The sequence below is a fragment of the Leucobacter luti genome (assembly GCF_050310065.1).
GTDB classification, from domain to species: Bacteria; Actinomycetota; Actinomycetes; order Actinomycetales; family Microbacteriaceae; genus Leucobacter; species Leucobacter luti_B.
This window is the reverse complement of sequence record NZ_CP190007.1, coordinates 1,814,693-1,832,989: the sequence shown is the minus strand read 5'-3', so window position 1 is coordinate 1,832,989 and position 18,297 is coordinate 1,814,693. Positions and strand designations below refer to the sequence as shown.

Sequence of the window (18,297 nt, the reverse complement as noted above, 5' to 3'; positions counted from 1 at the left end):
CAACAACCCCAGAAACGCCAACGGCCCGCCAGCGCGCAAATCCACGCTGACGGGCCGGAAGCGACGCGCTAGGAGGCGGGCTTCGTCGCGATGCTCACGATCTTCGGCACGCGCACGACCACGTTCACGACCTGGCGATCCCCGATCGCGCGCTGCACGCCCGCCGAGGCGCGCGCCGCGGCCTCGGCCTCGGCCTCGCTCACGGAGGCGGGCAGGGTGAGGCGATCCCGCACCTTGCCGTCGACCTGCACGACCATCGTCACCTCGTCCTCGACGAGCAGGGCGGGATCGGCCGCGGGCCACTCGACGAGCGCGACCGTCGGCTCGTGGCCGAGCTTCGCCCACATGTCCTCGGCCGCGTAGGGCGCGAAGAGCGAGAGGATCACCGCGATCGCCTCGGCCGACTCGCGCACCGCGGGATCCGCGACGCCGCAGCCGGAATCGATCGCCTTGCGCGTCACGTTGACCTGCTCCATGAGGCGGGCGACGACGACGTTGAACTTGTACGCCTCGACGAGCCCCGGCGCCTCCGCGAGCAGGTGGTGCGTCGCGCGGCGGAGGCCGGCGTCGCCGCCGTCGAACGAGGCGCCGACGGGCGCCCCGCCCCGCTCCACGTCGTCCGCCACGCGCCAGGCGCGGGCCAGGAACTTCGCCGAGCCCTGCACCGAAACGTCGGCCCAGTCGATGTCGTCCTCGGGCGGGCCGGCGAACGCGAGCGTCACGCGCAGCGCGTCCGCGCCGTGCTCGGAAAGCTCGCTCGCGAACTCGACGAGGTTGCCCTTCGACTTCGACATCTTCGCGCCGTCCTGCAGCACCATGCCCTGGTTGAGCAGCGCCGTGAACGGCTCGTCGAAGTCGAGATACCCCAGATCGTGCAGCACCTTCGTGATGAAGCGCGAGTAGAGCAGGTGCAGGATCGCGTGCTCAACGCCGCCCGCGTACTGGTCGACGGGGCCCCACGCGTTGATGAGCTCGGGATCGAACGCCTGCGTGTCATCCTGCGACGAGACGTAGCGGAGGAAGTACCAGGAGCTGTCCACGAAGGTGTCCATCGTGTCCGGATCCCGCGTCCAGGTTTCGCCCGTCTCGGGATCCTGCACCGTCGCCCACTCCGTCGCCGCGCCGAGCGGCGAGGAGCCCTTCGGCTTCAGATCGAGGCCCTCGGAGGCCGGCAGCTCGACCGGGAGCTGCGCCTGGTCGACCGGCTTCATCTCGCCGTTCTCGCCGTGCAGGATCGGGATCGGGGTGCCCCAGTAGCGCTGGCGGGAGATCAGCCAGTCGCGCAGACGGTAGGTCGTGGCGGCGCGGCCGGTGCCGCGCGCCTCGAGCACCTCGATGGCCTTCGCGATGGCGTCGGCCTTCGCGAGCCCGTCGAGCTCGCCCGAGTTGACGAGCACGCCGTCGCCAGCCGTCGCGACGCCGCTCTCGAGCGGGTCGGGCAGCGAGTTGCCGTCCTCGTCGCGCACGTCGACGACCACCCGCACGGGCAGCTCGAACTTGCGCGCGAAGTCGAGGTCACGCTGGTCGTGCGCGGGGACCGCCATGATCGCGCCGTGACCGTAGTCCGCGAGCACGTAGTCGGATGCCCAGACGGGAATACGCTCACCGTTGGCGGGGTTCACGGCGAAGTGGTCGAGGAAGACGCCGGTCTTCTCCCGCTCGGTGCTCTGCCGCTCGATTTCCGTCTGCTTCTGGGTTTCTTCAAGGTATGCCTGGAAGCGCATGCGGACCTCAGAAGAGGCGCCGGCTGCGAGCTCAGCGGCGAGATCCGAGTCCGGGGCGACGACCATGAAGGTCGCGCCGTGCAGCGTGTCGGGCCGGGTCGTGAAGACCGGCACTCTCTCCTCGCGGCCCTCGATCTCGAACTCGACCTCGGCGCCGCGCGAGCGGCCGATCCAGTTCCGCTGCATGTTGAGTACCTTCGACGGCCAGGCGCCCTCGAGCTTGTCGAGGTCGTCGAGCAGGCGATCCGCGTAGTCCGTGATCCGGAAGTACCACTGCGTCAGCTTCTTCTTCACGACGAGCGCGCCCGAGCGCTCCGAGGTGCCGTCGGCGAGCACCTGCTCGTTCGCGAGCACCGTCTGATCCACCGGATCCCAGTTCACCCAGCTCGCCTTGCGATAGGCGAGGCCCTTCTCGTAGAACTTGAGGAAGAGCCACTGGTTCCAGCGGTAGTACTCGGGGTCGCTCGTGTGCAGCACGCGGCTCCAGTCGAACGACGGCGCGTACTGACGGAAGCTCGTCTTCTGCTGCGCGATGTTCGCGTAGGTCCACTCGCGCGGGTCGACGCCGCGCTTGATCGCCGCGTTCTCCGCGGGCAGGCCGAAGGAGTCCCAGCCGATCGGGTGCAGCACCTCGTAGCCGCGGCCGCGCCAGTAGCGCGCGAGCACGTCGCCGAAGCAGAACGCCTCGGCGTGGCCCATGTGCAGATCGCCCGAGGGATACGGGAACATGTCGAGCACGTACTTGCGGGGCTTGCCGCTGCCGGCCCCTTCGACCTCGAACGGCTTCAGCTCGTCCCACACCGGGAGCCACCGCTCCTGAATGGCGCGGAAGTCGTAGCCCTCTGCGTCACGCCCCTGCTGCTCGGTCACACACACCTCGATCTCGTTCCGGATCGCCCGCAGCGAGTGCGGGCACACCCGACTAGTTTACCGGGTCGCAGGCTGCGGCGATGAGCGCCGCAGCCTTGAGATCCCGCTCGGCCAGTTCCCGCTCCGGATCCGAATCCGCGGTGATCCCGCCGCCGGCCCCGATGAGCATGTGCGCGGGATCGCAGGAGGCGCTCGCGCCCCGGAACTCGACGCCGCGAATACTCATTGCGAGCTCGAGGTCGCCGCCGTCGTCGACCCAGCCGAAGCAGCCCGAGTAGAGCCCGCGCGGGCCACCCTCGAGCGACGCCAGGATCTCGACGGCGCTCCGCTTCGGCGCGCCCGTCATCGACCCGCCGGGAAAGCACGAGATCAGCGCATCGATTCCGGACAGTCCGGGGGCGAGTGTGCCGCGCACCGTGCTCACGAGCTGGTGCACGTGCGGGTGGCTCTCGACCCGCAGGAAGCCCTCGACGCCGACCGTGCCCGGCACGCAGACCCGGCTCAGGTCGTTGCGCATGAGGTCGACGATCATGAGGTTCTCCGCGCGCTCCTTGGGGTCGCCCGCGAGCCGGTCGGCAAGGTCTCGCTCCCTGGCGGGATCAGGATCCCTTCGCCGCGTCCCCTTGATCGGGTCGGTGCGCACCCCGCGCCCGCGGACCGAGAGGAAGCGCTCTGGGCTCGCAGAGACGAGGGCGCGGCCGCCCGCGACGATCACAGCGCCGCGCGCGCCGGCCCCCGCGGCGCGGAGCCTGGCATACACGTCGATCGGATCAGGGGATCCGTCGATCCGCGCCGTGTCGGTGAGGCAGAGCACGTAGGCGTCGCCCTCCCGGATCGACTCGACGCTGGCCTCGACGTGCGCGCGGTAGCGCTCGTCGCTCGTGCGCCAGGCGTGCGTTGGCCGCTCGCGGTGTCCACTTGCCTCAGTGACTTGCGTCGCAAGTCTGCGAGCGATTCTCGCGAGCGAAGCCTCGCTACGACCCGTGAGCTCGGCCTCGCCCGTCTCGTGGTCGAGCGTGAGCACGGTCTCCGCGCGGAGCGCGAAGCCGGGCGGCTGCTCGTCTGCGGCGGGCCGCACGCCGAGGAGTGCCACCCCGAACTCGTAGGACAGGGCGACGACCCACCCGCACCGGAGCGATCCGCCGACCGCGCCGCCTGCGCCGCCGCGCGGGTGTAGCTCGGGCCGAAGCTGCTCGAGAAACTCCCGTTCGCGACCCCGCTCGGCCGTAATCACCGCGCTCGCGATGACGAAGGTGCTCACGCGCGGCTCGCCCGCGGGCGCGCCCTCGCCGTCGAGCCAGGCCCAGGCGCCCCCGAGGGCGGCGACGCGGCGCGCGATCGCGAGCGGATCGCGCCCGAGCCGGATCGGCAGGCGCGCGGCCGCGCGCTCTCGTCTCGGCTCTACCACGCACTCAGCGTAGCGCTCGCAAGGGGGTGGGCGGGTGCAGGGGTGCGCGGGTGCAGGGCTGCGCGGGTGCTAGCCTCCTGGCATGGTGGAAGACGCCGAGTCGGCCCAAGAGCCCCAATCAGCCGCGGGAAAGGGGCCTTTCGGCCGACTCGACGGCGACGCGGGGGCGCCTGCGCTCCTCGTGGCGGACTCCTTCAGGGTGCGGGTGCGGGTGCGGGGCGGGATCGCCGAGGCGCGCGCGCCCGAGGCGCACCTTCGGCGATTCGCGCGGGGCGTGCGCGCCGCCACGGCCCACCGCGGCGCCGCGCAGCGGCCCGGCGAACTGGACGCTTTCCTCGCGGACGCAATGCGGCGGATCGCCGACTTCGGCGCGGGCTTCCCCCGCCTCGAGTTGTGGGCGGCCAGCAAGACGAGCACAGGAGCGGCCCAAGACCCCGCGCGGCTCGCGCTATCCCTGCGCCCGCTCCCCCAGCTGGGCACGGAGATCCGCCTCCGCACGACGACGCTCGCGGCCCCCGAGCACGCCGACGTCAAGGGACCGAACATCGCGGAGTACGCCGCGCTCAACCGCGAGCTCGGCGCGGAGACCCTGCTCCTCGATCCGCGCACCGCGCGCGTGCGCGAGGGTGCGACCACGAGCATCATCCTCTGGGAGGGCGACCGCGCGTTCGTCTCCGACGCGCCGGATCGCGTGGCCTCCGTCACCGAGGCGCTCCTCGCTCAGGCCGAGAACGAGCCACCACCGCCCGCCCAGCTCACCCGCGAGCGCCTCACGGCGCCAGGCGCGGAGGTCTGGGCAGTCAACGCCCTGCACGGGATTCGCCCGGTCACGAGCATCGACGGCGTGCCGACCGCGGCCCCGGATCCGGCGCGCCTCGCGGCGTTCCGTGCCATTCTCGACGGGGCCTGGCGGCCCATCGCACCCCAGCACTAGCGACGCAAGCGGCACAGGAAAGTCTGGGATCAGGCTCCTACCGCACCACGGGCGCCGGCAGTTCCAGCGAGCTGGCCCGCACCCCCGCCGGGAGCTCCGTGTGGGTGATGAGGAGCACGGCGCGGTCCTCGGGGACCGCCGCGAGCAGGTCGCTGAGCAGCGAGTCCGCGCGGGCGCGGTCGACGCCGGCGGTCGGCTCGTCGAGCACCAGGATCGGGAAGTCCGCGAGCAGCACGCGCGCGAGGCCGATGCGCTGCGCCTGCCCGCCCGAGACGAGGGCGCCGTGCTCGCCGACCGGGGCGTCGAGCCCGCCCCGCTCGGCCGCCCACTCGGCGAGGCCGACGCGGGCGAGCGCGGCGAGCAGTTCATCGTCGCTCGCGGTATCGCGGGCGAACTTCAGGTTCTGCCTGAGGTCCGCGTCGAAGAGGTGCGGCGTCTGCTCGCAGAGGCCCACCGTCTCGCGCACGGTGCGGATCGGGAGTTCCGACACCTCGCGCCCGCCGAGTTCGTAGCTACCCCCGTAGTCGAGGAAGCGCACGAGCGCGAGCGCGAGCGTGCTCTTGCCCGCGCCACTCTCGCCCGTGATCACGAGGGTCTCGCCCGGTGCCACCTCGAAGTCGAGGCCGGTCACGGCGTCGCGCGCCGCTCCCGGATGCCGCACCGAGAGCCCGCGGACACGCAGCAGCGGGGCGCCAGGCACAGGTGCAGGAACCTCCGAGGAACCGGTCGCCGGATCTGGATCTTCGACGGGGATTTCCGCGGGAAGCGGCGTCTCAGTGAGCGCCGCGACGCGGTCGGCGCTCGCCTGCACGGCGCGCCGGGCCGCAAGCGCGGCCGGCACCTGGGCAAAGATCTCGAACACCGCGGCGGGCACGATCACGGCGGCCGAGAAGAGGGGCGCGGAGATGCCAGTACCGAGCGCCGGCAGCAGCACGACGAGCGTGCCGAGCGAGGCGATCCCGGCCGCGAGCGTCAGGATCGCGCCCGTGAGTCCAGCGGAGCGCGCCCGGCGCAGCTGGACCTCGGCGAGCCGCGCCTCGGCGCGGTCGATGCGGGACCGTTGCATCCCGACGGCGCCGAAGGCGGCGAGCACCTCGGCCGAGGCGAAGCGCTCGAGCAGCGCGTCGATGAGTCCGGCCCGCGCCGCGCTCAGCTCCCGGTCGTACCTCCCGGCCATGCGGGCGGACAGCCACACCGCGAGCGCACCCGAGGCGAGCAGCGCGACGAGCAGCACGAGCGCGGCGAGCGGCGAGATCAGGGTGATCGTGATGAGGCTCAGGATCACGACGGCGCCGCTCACGATCAGGGGCTGGCGCACTCGCAGGGGCTCGTCCTGGAGCTGGTCGACGTCGTCGACGAAGGCGGCGAGCACCTCGCCGCGGCGGTGCGACTCGATGGCCCCGGGGATCCGGGGCACGAGCGCCTCGAACGTTGAGGCGCGGAGCACGGCGAGCTGCGCGAGGGCCGCGTCGTGGCTCGAGATGCGCTCGACGTAGCGGAACGCGGCGCGCCCGATCGCGAGCGCGCGCACGCCCACGATCGCGAACGTCAGGTGCAGGATCGGGGGCTGCTCGCCCGCGCGCACGATGAGCCACATGCTGAGCCCGAGCAGGCCGACGACGCAACCGTCGGCGAGGATCCCGAGCAGCGCTCCGGGCAGGGCACGGCGGCGCGCGGGCAGCGCGCGAGCGAGCACGCGGCCGCGCGCGGCGAGCCTCGCCTCGCGGGCATCCAGCGCGCTCATGCCGCCTCCCCGATCGTCACGACGCGGTCGGCGGCCGCGAGCACGGCCTCCCGGTGACTCACGACGAGCACCGCCCGCCCGCTCGTGGCCTCGCGGCGCATCGCCGCGCACACGGCGGCCTCGCTCGCGGCGTCGAGCGCCGAGGTCGGCTCGTCGAGGAGGAGCGCAGCCCCCTCGTGCCGCCAGGCGCGGTAGAGGGCCCGCGCGACCGCGATGCGCTGCGCCTGGCCGCCGGAGACGCCGGCGCCCGAGGCGCCGAGTTCGAGGTCGGAGCGGAGATCCGGGAGCCCGGCACGGTCGAGCGCGAGCGACACGAGCTCGGGATCCGGGGCCGGATCGCCGAGCGCGACGTTCTCCGCAACGGTGCCCTGCAGGAGCCCGGGGCGCTGACCCGCCCACGCGAGCTCGGGCGTGCGCTCGAGCGACCCGGCCGAGACGCCGATGAAGCCGAGCAGCGCGGCGAGGAGCGTCGACTTGCCCGCCCCCGATGGCCCCGCGAGGGCCACGACCTCCCCCGGCGAGACCGTGAGCGACACGGGGCCGACGACCTCGCGGCCGCCCCGCTCGACGCGGACGCCGTCGAGCGCGATCCCGGTGCCGGGCGCGGCCGCGACCGAGGCAGCGACCGAGGCAGCGGCTGAGGCAGCGACGCCGGATCCGGATCCGTCCCCCTCGATGAGCTCGAAGACCTCGTTCGAGGCGGAGAGACCCTCGGTCGAGGCGTGGAACGCGGCCCCGACCTGGCGGATCGGGATGAAGACCTCGGGCAGGAGCAGCAGCACGAAGAGCCCCAGCCCGAGCGGGAATTCGCCCGCGACGAGCCGGGTGCCGACCGTCACCGCGACGAGCGCGATCGAGAAGGTGCCCGCGAGGTCGAGCACGAAGCCAGAGAGGAACGTGACGCGCAGCACCTTCATGGTGCGTGAGCGATACTCGTCGGTCTCGCGCGCGATCCGCGCGGACTGGCGCTCCTCGCGCCCGAAGATCTTGAGCGTCGCAAGCCCCGAAACCGCGTCGAGGAACGATGAGGAGAGCCGCTGCAGCTGGTCCCACTGGCGGTCCTGCACCGCCTGGGTGGCGAGCCCGATCAGGATCATGAACACCGGGATGATCGGGAAGACGACGAGCACGGTGATCCCGCTCACGGGGTCCGCCAGCAGCACGGCGATGAGCAGGATGGGGGTCGCGACGGCCGTGAGGATGAGCTGCGGGACGTAGCCGGAGAAGTAGCCGTCGAGCGCGTCGAGCCCCCGCCCGAGCACGGTCGTGAACTCCGCGTCTGAGCGGGCCGCGGCCTCGCCCTCGAGCCTGGCTGGCGAGCGCTGGTCGAGCGCGTCGAGCGCCGCCCCCCGCAGCTGGCTCTTGACCTTGATCGCGCCGCGGGCAGCGACCGTATCCATGCCCCACGTCGCGGCGGAACGCACGATGAGTGCGAGTGCGGCCATACCGACGAGGAACGGGATCTCCGCAGGCTCGTGTGCTCCCTCCGCGACGCGGCCGGAGGCGCCGCCAGCACCCCCGAGCACGGGGATCGCCACCGCCGTGATCGCCTGCGCGACGAACCAGCTCCAGGCGATGATCGCGAGCGTGCGGGCGAGGCCGAGGAGGCCCCCGAGGGACAGTACTCCGCGGGCCGCTCGCGCAGTGCGGAGCAGTCTCGGATCGAAGGGTTTCACGGCATTCCAGGGTGTTCGACGGCGGTCACGGATTCGGACCACCGAATTCTATGGGAACTCGAAGGTTCAGATCTGATGAAGTCCGGGGAGCCCGGATCAGGTCGAGCCTCCGGCGGGGAAACGACGGGGCCCCGCCGCGCGCCGCAGCGCATCGTCGAGGCCCCATCGTGTGTTTCCCAGCGGATCAGTGCGCCGCGACAGCGATGGCGTCCCGGGTGAGCCGCCTGCGGAACACCCAGTACGTCCACGCCTGGTAGGCGATCACGAGCGGCATCACGATGATGGCCACCCACGACATGAGCTCGAGCGTCATCTGGGAGCTGGCAGCACCCTTGATCGACATCGAGTAGGCCGGATCGATGCTCGAGTGCATGAGGTTCGGGAAGAGCGACATGAACACGGCGAGCAGCGCGAACACGATCGCGATCGCGTTCGCCGTGAACGCCCAGCCCTCGCGGCCGGCGAGGTTCGCCACCCAGCCGCCGATGAGAGCGACCGCGGCGAGTGCCGAGCACAGGATGATCGCCCACAGCATCTCGCTGTCGAGGTGCTGGAAGATCGTCCAGACGAGGAACGCGGCCCCCGCGACGATCGCCGCGATCCCGACCTTCGTCGCGAGCGCCCGCGCCCGATCCCGCATCTCACCCGCGGTCTTGAGCGACACGAACACGAGCCCGTGCGTGAAGCTGATGAGCAGCAGCGTGAGCCCGCCCAGGAGCCCGTACGGGTTCAGGAGCGTGAGGAGCGTGCCCTCGTACATCCAGCCGCCGTTCTCCATCGGGACGATGGGCAGCCCCTGCGCGAGGTTCGCGAACGCGACGCCCCAGAGCAGCGGGGGCAGCACGGAGCCCCAGAAGATGAACTGGTCGAACCAGCGCGTCCACTTCTGCCCCTTGCCCTGGTGCCGGTACTCGAAGGAGACACCGCGCAGAATCAGGGCGACGAGGATGAGCAGCAGCGCGAGGTAGAAGCCGGAGAACATCGTCGCGTACCACTCGGGGAACGCCGCGAAGAGGCAGGCGCCCGCGACGATGAGCCAGGTCTCATTGAGATCCCAGACCGGGCCGATCGTGTTGATGAGCAGCCGCCGGTCGGTGTTATCGCGGCCGAGGAACGGGAGGGCCATGCCCACGCCGAAGTCGAACCCGTCGAGCACGAAGTACCCGATGAGGAAGACGCCGACGATCAAGAACCAGAGTATTGAGAGTTCCATTGCGTGATCCTCCTAGTAGACAGCCGTCAGGTGCTGCTGGTCGGGTTCGCCGGTCTCGCTGTGTTCCTCGATCTCGGGCGGCCCCTCCTTGGCGGCCTTCGTGATGAGCTTGAACTCGACCACGGCGAGGGCGCCGTACACGATCGTGAAGACCGCAAGCGAGACCGCGACGGCCCAGCCAGGCACGCCGGGCGAGACGCCCTGCTCGGTCGTCATCACGCCGAACACGATCCAGGGCTGGCGGCCCATCTCGGTGAAGACCCAGCCGACAAGCGAGGCGAGCATCGGGATCGGGGCCGTCCAGATCGCGACCTTCCAGACCCACTTGGGCAGCTCCTGGTTCTTGCGCGTGATCCAGAGGCCGACCGCGGAGACGAGCGCCGCGAACGCGCCGAGGCCGATCATCCAGCGGAACGACCAGTAGGTCACCCAGATGATGGGGGCGAACGCACCGTCGCTCGGGCAGGTCAGGAGCGCGTCTGCGCCGCAGTACTGCGCCGTGTATTCGGCCTGCAGGTCGCGGATGCCCTCGACGGTGCCGTCGAAGGTGCCGTTCGACAGGAAGTTCAGCAGATACGGGATCCGGATCGAGAAGATCTCGTGCGCCCCGTCCGGCGTGCCGAGGCTGAACACCGAGAACGAGGCGTCCGCTCCGCTCGCCGTGTTGTAGAGGGCCTCGGCTGCGGCCATCTTCATGGGCTGCGTCTCGGTCATGACCATGCCGAGCGAGTGGCCGGTCAGGCCGACGCCCAGGAAGGACAGGATGTTCGTCCAGGCGCCGAAGCGCAGCGTCGTGCGCATCTCGTCGACGAACTGCCCCCGCTGCAGGTGCCAGGCCGCGACCGCGACCATGACGACGCCGGCAAACATGATCGAGGCGAAGATCGTGTGCGGGAACTGGGTGATCGCAACCGGGTTCGTGAGCACCGCCATGATGTCGGTGAGCTCGGCGCGGCCGCGCTCCGCGTTCAGTTCGTAGCCGACCGGGTTCTGCATGAAGGCGTTCGCGGCGAGGATGAAGTACGCCGAGAGCACGGTGCCGATCCAGGTGAACCAGATCGTGAGCAGGTGGATCTTCTTGGGGAGCTTGTCCCAGCCGAAGATCCAGAGCCCGATGAACGTGGCCTCGAAGAAGAAGGCGATGAGCCCCTCCATCGCGAGCGGCGCGCCAAAGATGTCACCGACGAAGCGGGAGTAGTTCGACCAGTTCATGCCGAACTGGAACTCCTGCACGATTCCGGTGACGACGCCCATCGCGAAGTTGATGAGGAACATCTTGCCGAAGAGCCTCGTCAGGCGCAGGTACTTGACCTTGCCCGTGCGCACCCACACCGTCTGCAGGATCGCGACGAGCAGGCTCAGTCCGATCGTCAGCGGCACGAAAATGAAGTGGTACAGCGTGGTCAGCCCGAATTGCCACCGAGCCAACGCGAGTGGATCGAAAAACTCGTTCATGTATCGCTCCTGAACGAAGGAGCTGCACCCCACAACTAAGGGGCTGCACTCCCTTAGTGAGGTCCGTATACGAGATGTCATTCTCGCCGAAGCTACCGGTCGGCGACCGGCTGTTTCAATTCTAACGATTCTGGGAGTTGCCTGCGAATACAGTTCGATATCGAACGATATTTCTCTCGGCGTCAAAGCAACACCTGTCGGCTCTCGCCCACGATCCGGCGGCCGCGCGCGTGCTGCGCCCGCCGAGAGTTCTGCGTTCACCTGCACTGGAAGCCGAAAATCTTGCACGTGGGTGCAGATTCCTGGCTGAGCGCCGCGCGCCCCGGGCACGGGCTGCGCCGCCCTGCGGCTCCACCCCGCAAGCCGGGCTCGAGTCACCGATGCTCAATGCGCCGTGTGAATTTTGGGCGAGCTCGAATCCGAACCCTGCGAGGTCTCGCATAAAATCGGCACGTGACCGAGCTGCTCCAGAGCCTCATCGATGCGATTCGCGAGCTCGATCCTGCCCTCCGCACCGTCATCGCCGGGATCGGCATGATGCTCGAGACCTCGGTCTTCGTCGGCCTCATCGTGCCGGGCGACACGGTGGCGCTCGTCGCCGCGGTCGGCGTCGCGAGCGGCCCCGAGTTCGCCTGGCTCGTCGCCGCCCTCGTCACCGGCGCGCTGTGCGGCGAGAGTATCGGTTTCTTCCTCGGCCACTGGATCGGCCCCAAACTGCGTGCCAGCCGGGCCGGGCGGCGACTCGGCGAACGCAACTGGCGGATCGCCGAGCACTACCTGGGCGAGCGCGGCGGCGCCGCGGTCTTCCTGTCCAGGTTTCTGCCCGTCCTGCACTCCCTGATCCCGTTGACCGCAGGCATGGCGGGCATGCGGTATCGCCGCTTCATCGCCTGGACCGCGCCGGCGAGCCTCATCTGGGCCCTCATCGTCGTTTCGCTCGGCGCTGGCACCGCTGCGGGCTTCGAGCACCTTGCGAGCCGCGTGAAGGGCGCCGGCTTCATCGTGGTCGGTATCTTCGCCGTGGTCTTGCTCGGCCTCTGGCTCCTCAAGCGCGCGTTCCTGCGGCGCGAGCAGCGTCACCTCGGCGAGCACAGCTAGCCCGCCGCTCACCGCCCCTGCTGCCGGCGCACTCGTCCGATGTGTACCTGAGTACTGGGTGCCCGTCCGGATCCCGACCTGCGTCCGATGCGCAAGGCGCACCCCCCTCCCTACCGTCGAATGCAGACGAAAGGGGAACACATGATCCAGGCGCACTCTCTCACCAAGCGCTACGGCGACAAGATCGCCGTCGACGGGCTCGACTTCACGGTCGAGCCGGGCCGGGTCACGGGCTTCCTCGGGCCGAACGGCGCGGGCAAGTCGACGACCATGCGGATGATCACGGGGCTCGACCGGCCGAGCTCCGGGATCGCGACCGTCAACGGCCGCAGGTATCGCGACATCGCGGCCCCGCTGCACGAGGTCGGCGTGCTCCTCGACGCCCGCTCGGCCCACCCGCGACGCACCGCAGTCAAGCACTTGCTCGCGATCGCCGCGACCCATCGGATCGGCCGCGACCGGGTCGAGGAGGTCATGGGCCTCACCGGCCTCGAGAGCGTCGCGAACAAGCGGGTCGGCAGCTTCTCCCTCGGCATGGGCCAGCGGCTCGGGATCGCCTCCGCGCTGCTCGGCGACCCGGAGACGATCATCCTCGACGAACCCGTCAACGGGCTCGACCCTGAGGGCATCCTCTGGATCCGGAACCTCATGCGACGCCTCGCCGCGGAGGGCCGCACCGTCCTCCTCTCCTCGCACCTCATGGGCGAGATGGCGCAGACGGCGGATCACCTCATCGTGCTCGGGCGTGGCGCGATCCTCGCGGATGGCCCCATCGAGGACGTCATGCGGGGCGTCACCCGCACCGCGGTGCGGGTGCGCACCCGCGAGCCGGAGCGCCTCGCGCGGGCAATCGCCGCCCCCGAGGTGACGGTCGCCTCGCTCCCCGATGGCGCGATGGAGATCACCGGCCCGAGCGCAGAGCACGTCGCCGAGGCGGCGGCCGCCGCGGGCATCGTCCTCACCGAGGTGTCCACCATCGCCGGCTCGCTCGAGGACGCCTACCTGGCGCTCACCGAGGGCGCCGTCGAGTACCGCTCGTCGGGCGCACCGACCCCCGCACACACGATTCAGAACGGAGCACGCTCATGACCACGATGACCGCGCACAAGCGCCGCACCACCCACAGCGCGATGCCGCGCTTCGTCGACCTGCTCCGCTCGGAGTGGATCAAGCTCCAGAGCCTGCCGAGCACCTGGCTGAGCCTCGGCGGGATCGTCGCCTTCGGCCTCGGCGGCGCGCTCTTCCTCGGCCTCACGCTGGAGTCCTCCGGGGTGCCGTCCGAGCCAGACATCGCGCGCACGCTCGGCGAGGTCACGATGAGTCTCGTCATCATGGGCCAGATCATCGCGGGTATCCTGGGCGTCATGTGCATGGGGGCGGAGTATTCTTCTGGCACGATTCAGTCGACGTTCCTCGCGGTGCCGACGCGCCTGCGTCCGCTCCTCGCGAAGGCGACCGTACTCTTCGCCGTCGTCACGGCGACCTCGCTCCTCACGGTGTTCGCCGCGTGGGCGACGACCAGGCCGATGTACGCGAAGTACGGCCTCGAGGCCCCACTCGGCGCCCACGGGGTGCTCGGCGCGCTCGTCGGCTCGGCCGTGTACCTGGGGCTCTGCGCCGTCTTCGGGCTCGGCATCGGGGCCATCGTCAAGTCGACGACGGCCGGCGCCATCCTCGTCTTCTTCGCGACGCTGCTCGGCCCGATCCTGAGCTCGCTCCTCCCCTACGGCCTGCTGTCCCGCGTCCTGCGGCTCATGCTGATCGGGAACGCCGGCGACGCGATGAGCAGGCCTACGATCCCGGGCGAGCCGTTCATCACGCTGTGGGGCGGGCACATCAGCCCGGGCGCCGGCGCCCTGCTCGTCACGGGCTGGGCCGTACTCGCGCTCGTCGCGGGGGCGATCGCCCTGCTCAGGAGGGACGCGTGAACGCGAATTCCGCCGCCGCCGGCGCCGCGGGCGTCGAGGGGGCCGCCGGCCGGCGGCTCCTCCTCGACGTCTGCGTCATCGGCGGCTACCTGGCGCTCGCGCTGTTCCTCGCGCTGCTCTCCCTCGAGCCCCCGCACACGACGCCGCCCGGGTATCTGCTCGCGCTCACCGTCGCGGGGACCGCCGTGCTCGCGCTACGCCGCGCAGTCCCCTGGGCCGCCTTCATCGGGGCGCTCGCGCTGTTGCCGCTCACCTTCCTCGTCGGTTCGGGCGCGGAGGTCGTGATCCTGATCCCGCTTCTGTATCGCGCGGGCCTCGACGGCCCGGCGATGACCACCTGGCTGCGCTTCGGCCTTGCGGTCTTCGCGAGCCTGCCTGCCGGCTTTGCGTTCGTCGCGAGGATGCGCGGCGACATTCCGTTCCTCGGACTCGCCCGCGAGGGCACGAGCGACTGGTTCTGGGACTGGATGAACCCGGTCATCATGATCGCCGCGGGCGCCCTCATCGCGACGCTGATCGGCGTCGTCGTCGGGAACCGGCGGCGGCTCGTCGCGGCGCTCGTCGAGCGCGCGGATCAGCTCCGGCGCGAGCGCGACCAGCAGGCGAGCATCGCCCGGGCCGCGGAGCGCGAGCGGATCGCGCGCGAGATGCACGACGTCATCGCGCACAGCCTCGCCGTGATCATCGCGCTCGCCGACGGCGCGCAGGCGGCCGCACCCCGCAGGCCCGAGGAGGCGGAGCGCGCCGTCGCACGCATCGGCGAGACGGGACGCCGCACGCTCGGCGAGGTGCAGCGTCTGCTCGCGGGCGTGCGCGCCGACGATTCGAGCGGCGCGGATGCCGCCGCGCAGCAGCCCGGCCACCCGCAGCCCGGCTTCCCCGAGCTCCCCGCGCTCGTCGAGGAGTTCAGGGCGGCGGGCCTCCCCGTCCGCCTCGAGCTCGCGGGCGAGCCCGTCACCGACCGCGTGCTCGGCTTCACGGTGTATCGCATCGCGCAGGAGTCGCTGACGAACGTGCTGCGGCACAGCACCGGGGTGCGCGACGTGCTCGTCCGCATCGCCAGCACTGCCGACGGGATCCGGATCCTCGTCGAGGATGCGTCCGAGCCCGCTGCCGAGCCCGAGGATCCCGGCCGCGGCCTCACCGGCATCCGCGAGCGCGCGGCCTTCTACGATGGAGCGGTGGAGGCCGGTCCCCGCCCGGGCGGCGGCTGGCGCGTGAGCGTCGACCTGCCCTCGCAGGCGGAGGGGTGACCATGGCGGAGAAGACGCGAGTGCTGCTCGTCGACGATCAAGAACTCGTGCGCTACGGGTTCCGGCTCGTGCTCGAGGCCGAGGATGACATGCTCGTCGTCGGCGACGCGAGCGACGGCGAGGAGGCGGTGCACGCCGCTCGGCGACTGCGCCCGGATGTCGTGCTCATGGACGTCCGGATGCCGGGGACCGACGGCATCGAGGCGACACGGCAGATCATCTCCGAGCTGCCACAGACCCGCGTCCTCGTGCTCACGACCTACGACCAGGACGAGTTCGCATTCGGCGCCCTGCAGGCCGGCGCCGCGGGCTTCCTCCTCAAGAACACCCGACCGGCCGAGCTCGTCGCCGCGGTGCGCACCGTGCAGTCGGGTGAGTCCATCGTGTCGCCGCGGATCACCGCGAAGCTCATCGAATTCGCTGTCCCCCACCTGCCTGGCGGCGGGGCGGATCGCGATCCGGGCGCGCTCGCCGAGCTAACTGAGCGCGAACGCGAAGTCTTCCTCCTGGTGGGGCGTGGCCTCTCCAACGGTGAGATCGCGAACACTTTGTTCCTCAGCGAATCCACGGTCAAGGCGCACTTCGGTCGGATCCTCGGCAAACTCGGGCTGAACAGTCGGGTACAGGCCGTGATCCTCGCCTACGAGCTGGGTGTCGTCGGATGAACCGCGGAACGCAACCGCCTAGACTGGTTGGGTGAGCTTGCAGCCCCCACCCGACAGTCGTCCGCGCCTCGCCGCACGCATCGAGGACTGGGTGCACCGGAGACGGTCGAGGCGGGCGATCAAGCACGGCAAGTCGCCCTCGGTGATCCCGTACATCGGATACGGTACGACCGAGCGCGTGCGCGTGCTCGGCCGAGTGCTGTACCTGAAGCCGCAGTCCCGCGAGCACACGCGCTTCCGGCCCGACGTCGCCGCGCTCTCCCGGGTGCGCGGCTGGCGCACCTTCACGAGCCTGTACGTGCCGCACCAGCAGGTGCGCGTCTCCATCGACGGCGTGCACGTGACCGAGGTCACGGCGGACCGGGGCGGCGTCATCGACGCCATGGTGCCCGTCTCCCTCACGCCCGGCTGGCACACGGTCACGTTGCAGGCCGGCGACAGCGAGGCGGCCGACGCACCCGTGAACGTGGTCGATCCCGCCGCGCGACTCGGTGTCGTGTCCGACGTCGACGACACCATTCTCATTACCGCGCTCCCCAAGCCGTTCGTTGCGGCCTGGAATAGCTTCGTGCTCGACGAGCACGCACGCTCGGCCACGCCGGGCATGGCCGTGATGCTCGACCACCTGATGGCGAAGCACCCCGGCTCCCCCGTGATTTACCTCTCCACGGGCGCCTGGAACGCGGCCCCGGCGCTCAGCCGCTTCCTCGCGAGGAATCTGTACCCGATGGGCCCGCTCCTCCTCACCGACTGGGGGCCCACCCACGACCGCTGGTTCCGCAGCGGTCAGGAACACAAGCGCACCGAACTGCGCCGGATCGCCCACGATTTCCCCGACGTGAAGTGGCTGCTCATCGGGGACGACGGCCAGCATGACGAGGATCTCTATCGGGAGTTTGCGACCGCGCACCCCGAGAACGTCGCCGCGGTCGCGATCCGGCAGCTCTCGGTCGGCGAGGCCGTGCTCGCGGGCGGCCGCTCGAAGGCTCGCCTGAACCGCAGCACGAGCGGCGTGCCCTGGGTGTACGGGCCGGACGGCGCGACACTTCGCGAGGAACTGCGCAAGCTGGGGCTGCTGTGACGAGTCCCGTGACCCGCCCCTGGCGCCGCTTCGAGCGGGACCTGACCGGGCGCTTCACGGTTTCGGTTCGGCCGTCCTGGCTGCAACTCGCGAAGGCCGCGGTCGCGGCAATCGCCACCTGGTTCGTGTGCGCCGCGATCTTCCCCGAACAGCTCCCGATCTTCGGCGCCATCGCCGCCCTGCTCGTGATGCAGGACAACGTCGACCAGTCGCTCACCCGCGGGCTCGAGCGCGTGGTCGGCGTGTTCGTCGGCGTCTCCGTCGCGATCGGGGCCGGCGCTCTCTTCGGGCAGCAGTCCTGGTTGTTCATCGCGGCGATCGTGGTGGCGATGGCGGTCGGCTGGCTGCTCCGGATGACGCCGTCCTCGGCGAACCAGGTTGCGATCAGCGCGCTCCTCATGATCGCGCTCGGCGGGCTCGACATCCACTACGGGGTCGAGCGGCTCATCGAGACCGCCATCGGCGCGCTCATCGGGGTGCTCATCAACGCGCTCATCGTGGCACCCGTGCGCACCTCCTCCGTGCACGCGGCAATCGTGGAGTTGACACAGCACTCGGCCGCGGCGCTCACGACCGTCGCCGACGCCCTCGCCGAGCCACGCGACGCGCCCTGGCTCGCGGTGATGTACACCGACGCGCGCAAGCTCCAGGACGATCGCTCCCGCGTGCACAAGCTGCTCCGCCAAGCGCGCGAGAGCCTGCGCTTCAACCCGCGCAGCAGGCGCTACCGCGAGGGCCTCGCCGACGACGACGAGCTCTTCCAGCGCCTCCAGCGCATCGTCACGCAGATCATCGGCATGTCGCGGGCGCTGCACGACAACTACGACCCCTCGCTGGTGAGCGATCCCTCCGTCATCGGCATGGTGGAGGAGATGCGTCGCGCCGCCCACGATCTGGAACGGCTCGTAACCGACGGGGAGGCCCCCGAGGAGCGCGCGGTGCCGGCGCTCACGACGCCGTACACGATCCCGAGCCCGCACCCGGAGCACTGGGTGCTCATCGGCTCCCTCATGGAGGACCTCCGCCGCCTCCGCGGCCGGATCACGGGCGAGCTCGACTAGCTGGAGCTCAGTGGGGTGTGGGGCGCGTCCCCACGTTTCTGGCCCGCGCTCACCGAGATTTCTGCGCTCAGCGGCACTGGATGCCCAAAATCCTGAAATTGTGCGCAGATCCCTGGCTGAGCGCTGCGGCCCCGAGACACAGAAACGGGGCCGGGATCGCAGTGATCCCGGCCCCGTTGTCAGCTGA

General features: G+C 70.6%; 14 protein-coding genes. 8 read left to right on the top strand and 6 right to left on the bottom strand.

Annotation, left to right across the window (positions count from 1 at the left end):
- Positions 1-68 precede the first annotated feature (68 nt).
- Together leuS and ACOPJ3_RS08410 are read right to left on the bottom strand one after the other, a co-directional pair.
- Positions 69-2,594 (bottom strand): leucine--tRNA ligase, encoded by a 2,526-nt coding sequence (gene leuS, locus ACOPJ3_RS08415; RefSeq protein WP_427871193.1) that lies wholly within the window; start codon positions 2,592-2,594, stop codon positions 69-71.
- 52 nt (positions 2,595-2,646) lie between these two features.
- Positions 2,647-4,002, bottom strand: a complete 1,356-nt coding sequence (locus ACOPJ3_RS08410; RefSeq protein ID WP_427868743.1) for an anthranilate synthase component I family protein — start codon at positions 4,000-4,002, stop codon at positions 2,647-2,649.
- Positions 4,003-4,084: 82 nt separating this feature from the next.
- Between ACOPJ3_RS08410 and ACOPJ3_RS08405 the strand changes: the two genes are divergently transcribed.
- Positions 4,085-4,936, top strand: a complete 852-nt coding sequence (locus ACOPJ3_RS08405) for an aminotransferase class IV (protein WP_427868742.1) — start codon at positions 4,085-4,087, stop codon at positions 4,934-4,936.
- A 37-nt stretch (positions 4,937-4,973) separates the two neighbouring features.
- On the opposite strand, the gene cydC is transcribed toward ACOPJ3_RS08405, so the two are convergent.
- The 4 genes from cydC to ACOPJ3_RS08385 all read right to left on the bottom strand — a co-directional run bounded on the left by cydC (position 4,974) and on the right by ACOPJ3_RS08385 (position 11,024).
- A complete protein-coding gene (gene cydC / locus ACOPJ3_RS08400) occupies positions 4,974-6,680 on the bottom strand; it encodes a thiol reductant ABC exporter subunit CydC (protein ID WP_427868741.1) in 1,707 nt (568 codons plus the stop codon).
- Positions 6,677-8,356: a thiol reductant ABC exporter subunit CydD gene (cydD, locus tag ACOPJ3_RS08395; RefSeq protein WP_427868740.1), complete on the bottom strand. Its 1,680-nt coding sequence runs from the start codon at positions 8,354-8,356 to the stop codon at positions 6,677-6,679. The genes cydC and cydD overlap by 4 nt, the downstream gene beginning before the upstream one ends.
- Positions 8,357-8,540: 184 nt before the next feature.
- Positions 8,541-9,569 (bottom strand): cytochrome d ubiquinol oxidase subunit II, encoded by a 1,029-nt coding sequence (cydB, locus tag ACOPJ3_RS08390; RefSeq protein ID WP_427868739.1) that lies wholly within the window; start codon positions 9,567-9,569, stop codon positions 8,541-8,543.
- 12 nt (positions 9,570-9,581) lie between these two features.
- Positions 9,582-11,024, bottom strand: a complete 1,443-nt coding sequence (locus ACOPJ3_RS08385) for a cytochrome ubiquinol oxidase subunit I (protein ID WP_427868738.1) — start codon at positions 11,022-11,024, stop codon at positions 9,582-9,584.
- Between the two features lie 453 nt (positions 11,025-11,477).
- Here ACOPJ3_RS08385 and ACOPJ3_RS08380 point away from each other — a divergent pair, with 453 nt between their 5' ends.
- The 7 genes from ACOPJ3_RS08380 (at position 11,478) to ACOPJ3_RS08350 (ending at position 18,110) form a co-directional block, all read left to right on the top strand.
- Positions 11,478-12,122, top strand: coding sequence for a DedA family protein (locus ACOPJ3_RS08380; RefSeq protein ID WP_427868737.1), 645 nt, complete (start codon positions 11,478-11,480; stop codon positions 12,120-12,122).
- Between the two features lie 141 nt (positions 12,123-12,263).
- On the top strand, positions 12,264-13,211 hold the full coding sequence (locus ACOPJ3_RS08375) for an ABC transporter ATP-binding protein (protein WP_427868736.1): 948 nt from the start codon (positions 12,264-12,266) through the stop codon (positions 13,209-13,211).
- Positions 13,208-14,050 carry an ABC transporter permease gene (locus ACOPJ3_RS08370; RefSeq protein WP_427868735.1) on the top strand — a complete coding sequence of 281 codons (843 nt, stop codon included), beginning with the start codon at positions 13,208-13,210 and terminating at the stop codon, positions 14,048-14,050. Before ACOPJ3_RS08375 ends, ACOPJ3_RS08370 begins: the two co-directional genes overlap by 4 nt.
- Positions 14,047-15,303, top strand: coding sequence for a sensor histidine kinase (locus ACOPJ3_RS08365; protein WP_427868734.1), 1,257 nt, complete (start codon positions 14,047-14,049; stop codon positions 15,301-15,303). The genes ACOPJ3_RS08370 and ACOPJ3_RS08365 overlap by 4 nt, the downstream gene beginning before the upstream one ends.
- A 2-nt stretch (positions 15,304-15,305) precedes the next feature.
- A complete protein-coding gene (locus tag ACOPJ3_RS08360) occupies positions 15,306-15,968 on the top strand; it encodes a response regulator transcription factor (protein WP_427868733.1) in 663 nt (220 codons plus the stop codon).
- 31 nt (positions 15,969-15,999) lie between these two features.
- A complete protein-coding gene (locus ACOPJ3_RS08355; RefSeq protein ID WP_427868732.1) occupies positions 16,000-17,049 on the top strand; it encodes an App1 family protein in 1,050 nt (349 codons plus the stop codon).
- Positions 17,046-18,110, top strand: coding sequence for an FUSC family protein (locus ACOPJ3_RS08350; protein ID WP_427868731.1), 1,065 nt, complete (start codon positions 17,046-17,048; stop codon positions 18,108-18,110). Before ACOPJ3_RS08355 ends, ACOPJ3_RS08350 begins: the two co-directional genes overlap by 4 nt.
- Positions 18,111-18,297 lie beyond the last annotated feature (187 nt).

Bases quoted from the DNA above. Each gene is read 5' to 3' on its own strand.
- ACOPJ3_RS08405 (WP_427868742.1), top strand. From the start codon at position 4,085: ATGGTGGAAGACGCCGAGTCGGCCCAAGAGCCCCAATCAGCCGCGGGA.
- cydC (WP_427868741.1), bottom strand. From the start codon at position 6,680: ATGAGCGCGCTGGATGCCCGCGAGGCGAGGCTCGCCGCGCGCGGCCGC.
- cydB (WP_427868739.1), bottom strand. From the start codon at position 9,569: ATGGAACTCTCAATACTCTGGTTCTTGATCGTCGGCGTCTTCCTCATC.
- ACOPJ3_RS08385 (WP_427868738.1), bottom strand. From the start codon at position 11,024: ATGAACGAGTTTTTCGATCCACTCGCGTTGGCTCGGTGGCAATTCGGG.
- ACOPJ3_RS08375 (WP_427868736.1), top strand. From the start codon at position 12,264: ATGATCCAGGCGCACTCTCTCACCAAGCGCTACGGCGACAAGATCGCC.
- ACOPJ3_RS08370 (WP_427868735.1), top strand. From the start codon at position 13,208: ATGACCACGATGACCGCGCACAAGCGCCGCACCACCCACAGCGCGATG.
- ACOPJ3_RS08360 (WP_427868733.1), top strand. From the start codon at position 15,306: ATGGCGGAGAAGACGCGAGTGCTGCTCGTCGACGATCAAGAACTCGTG.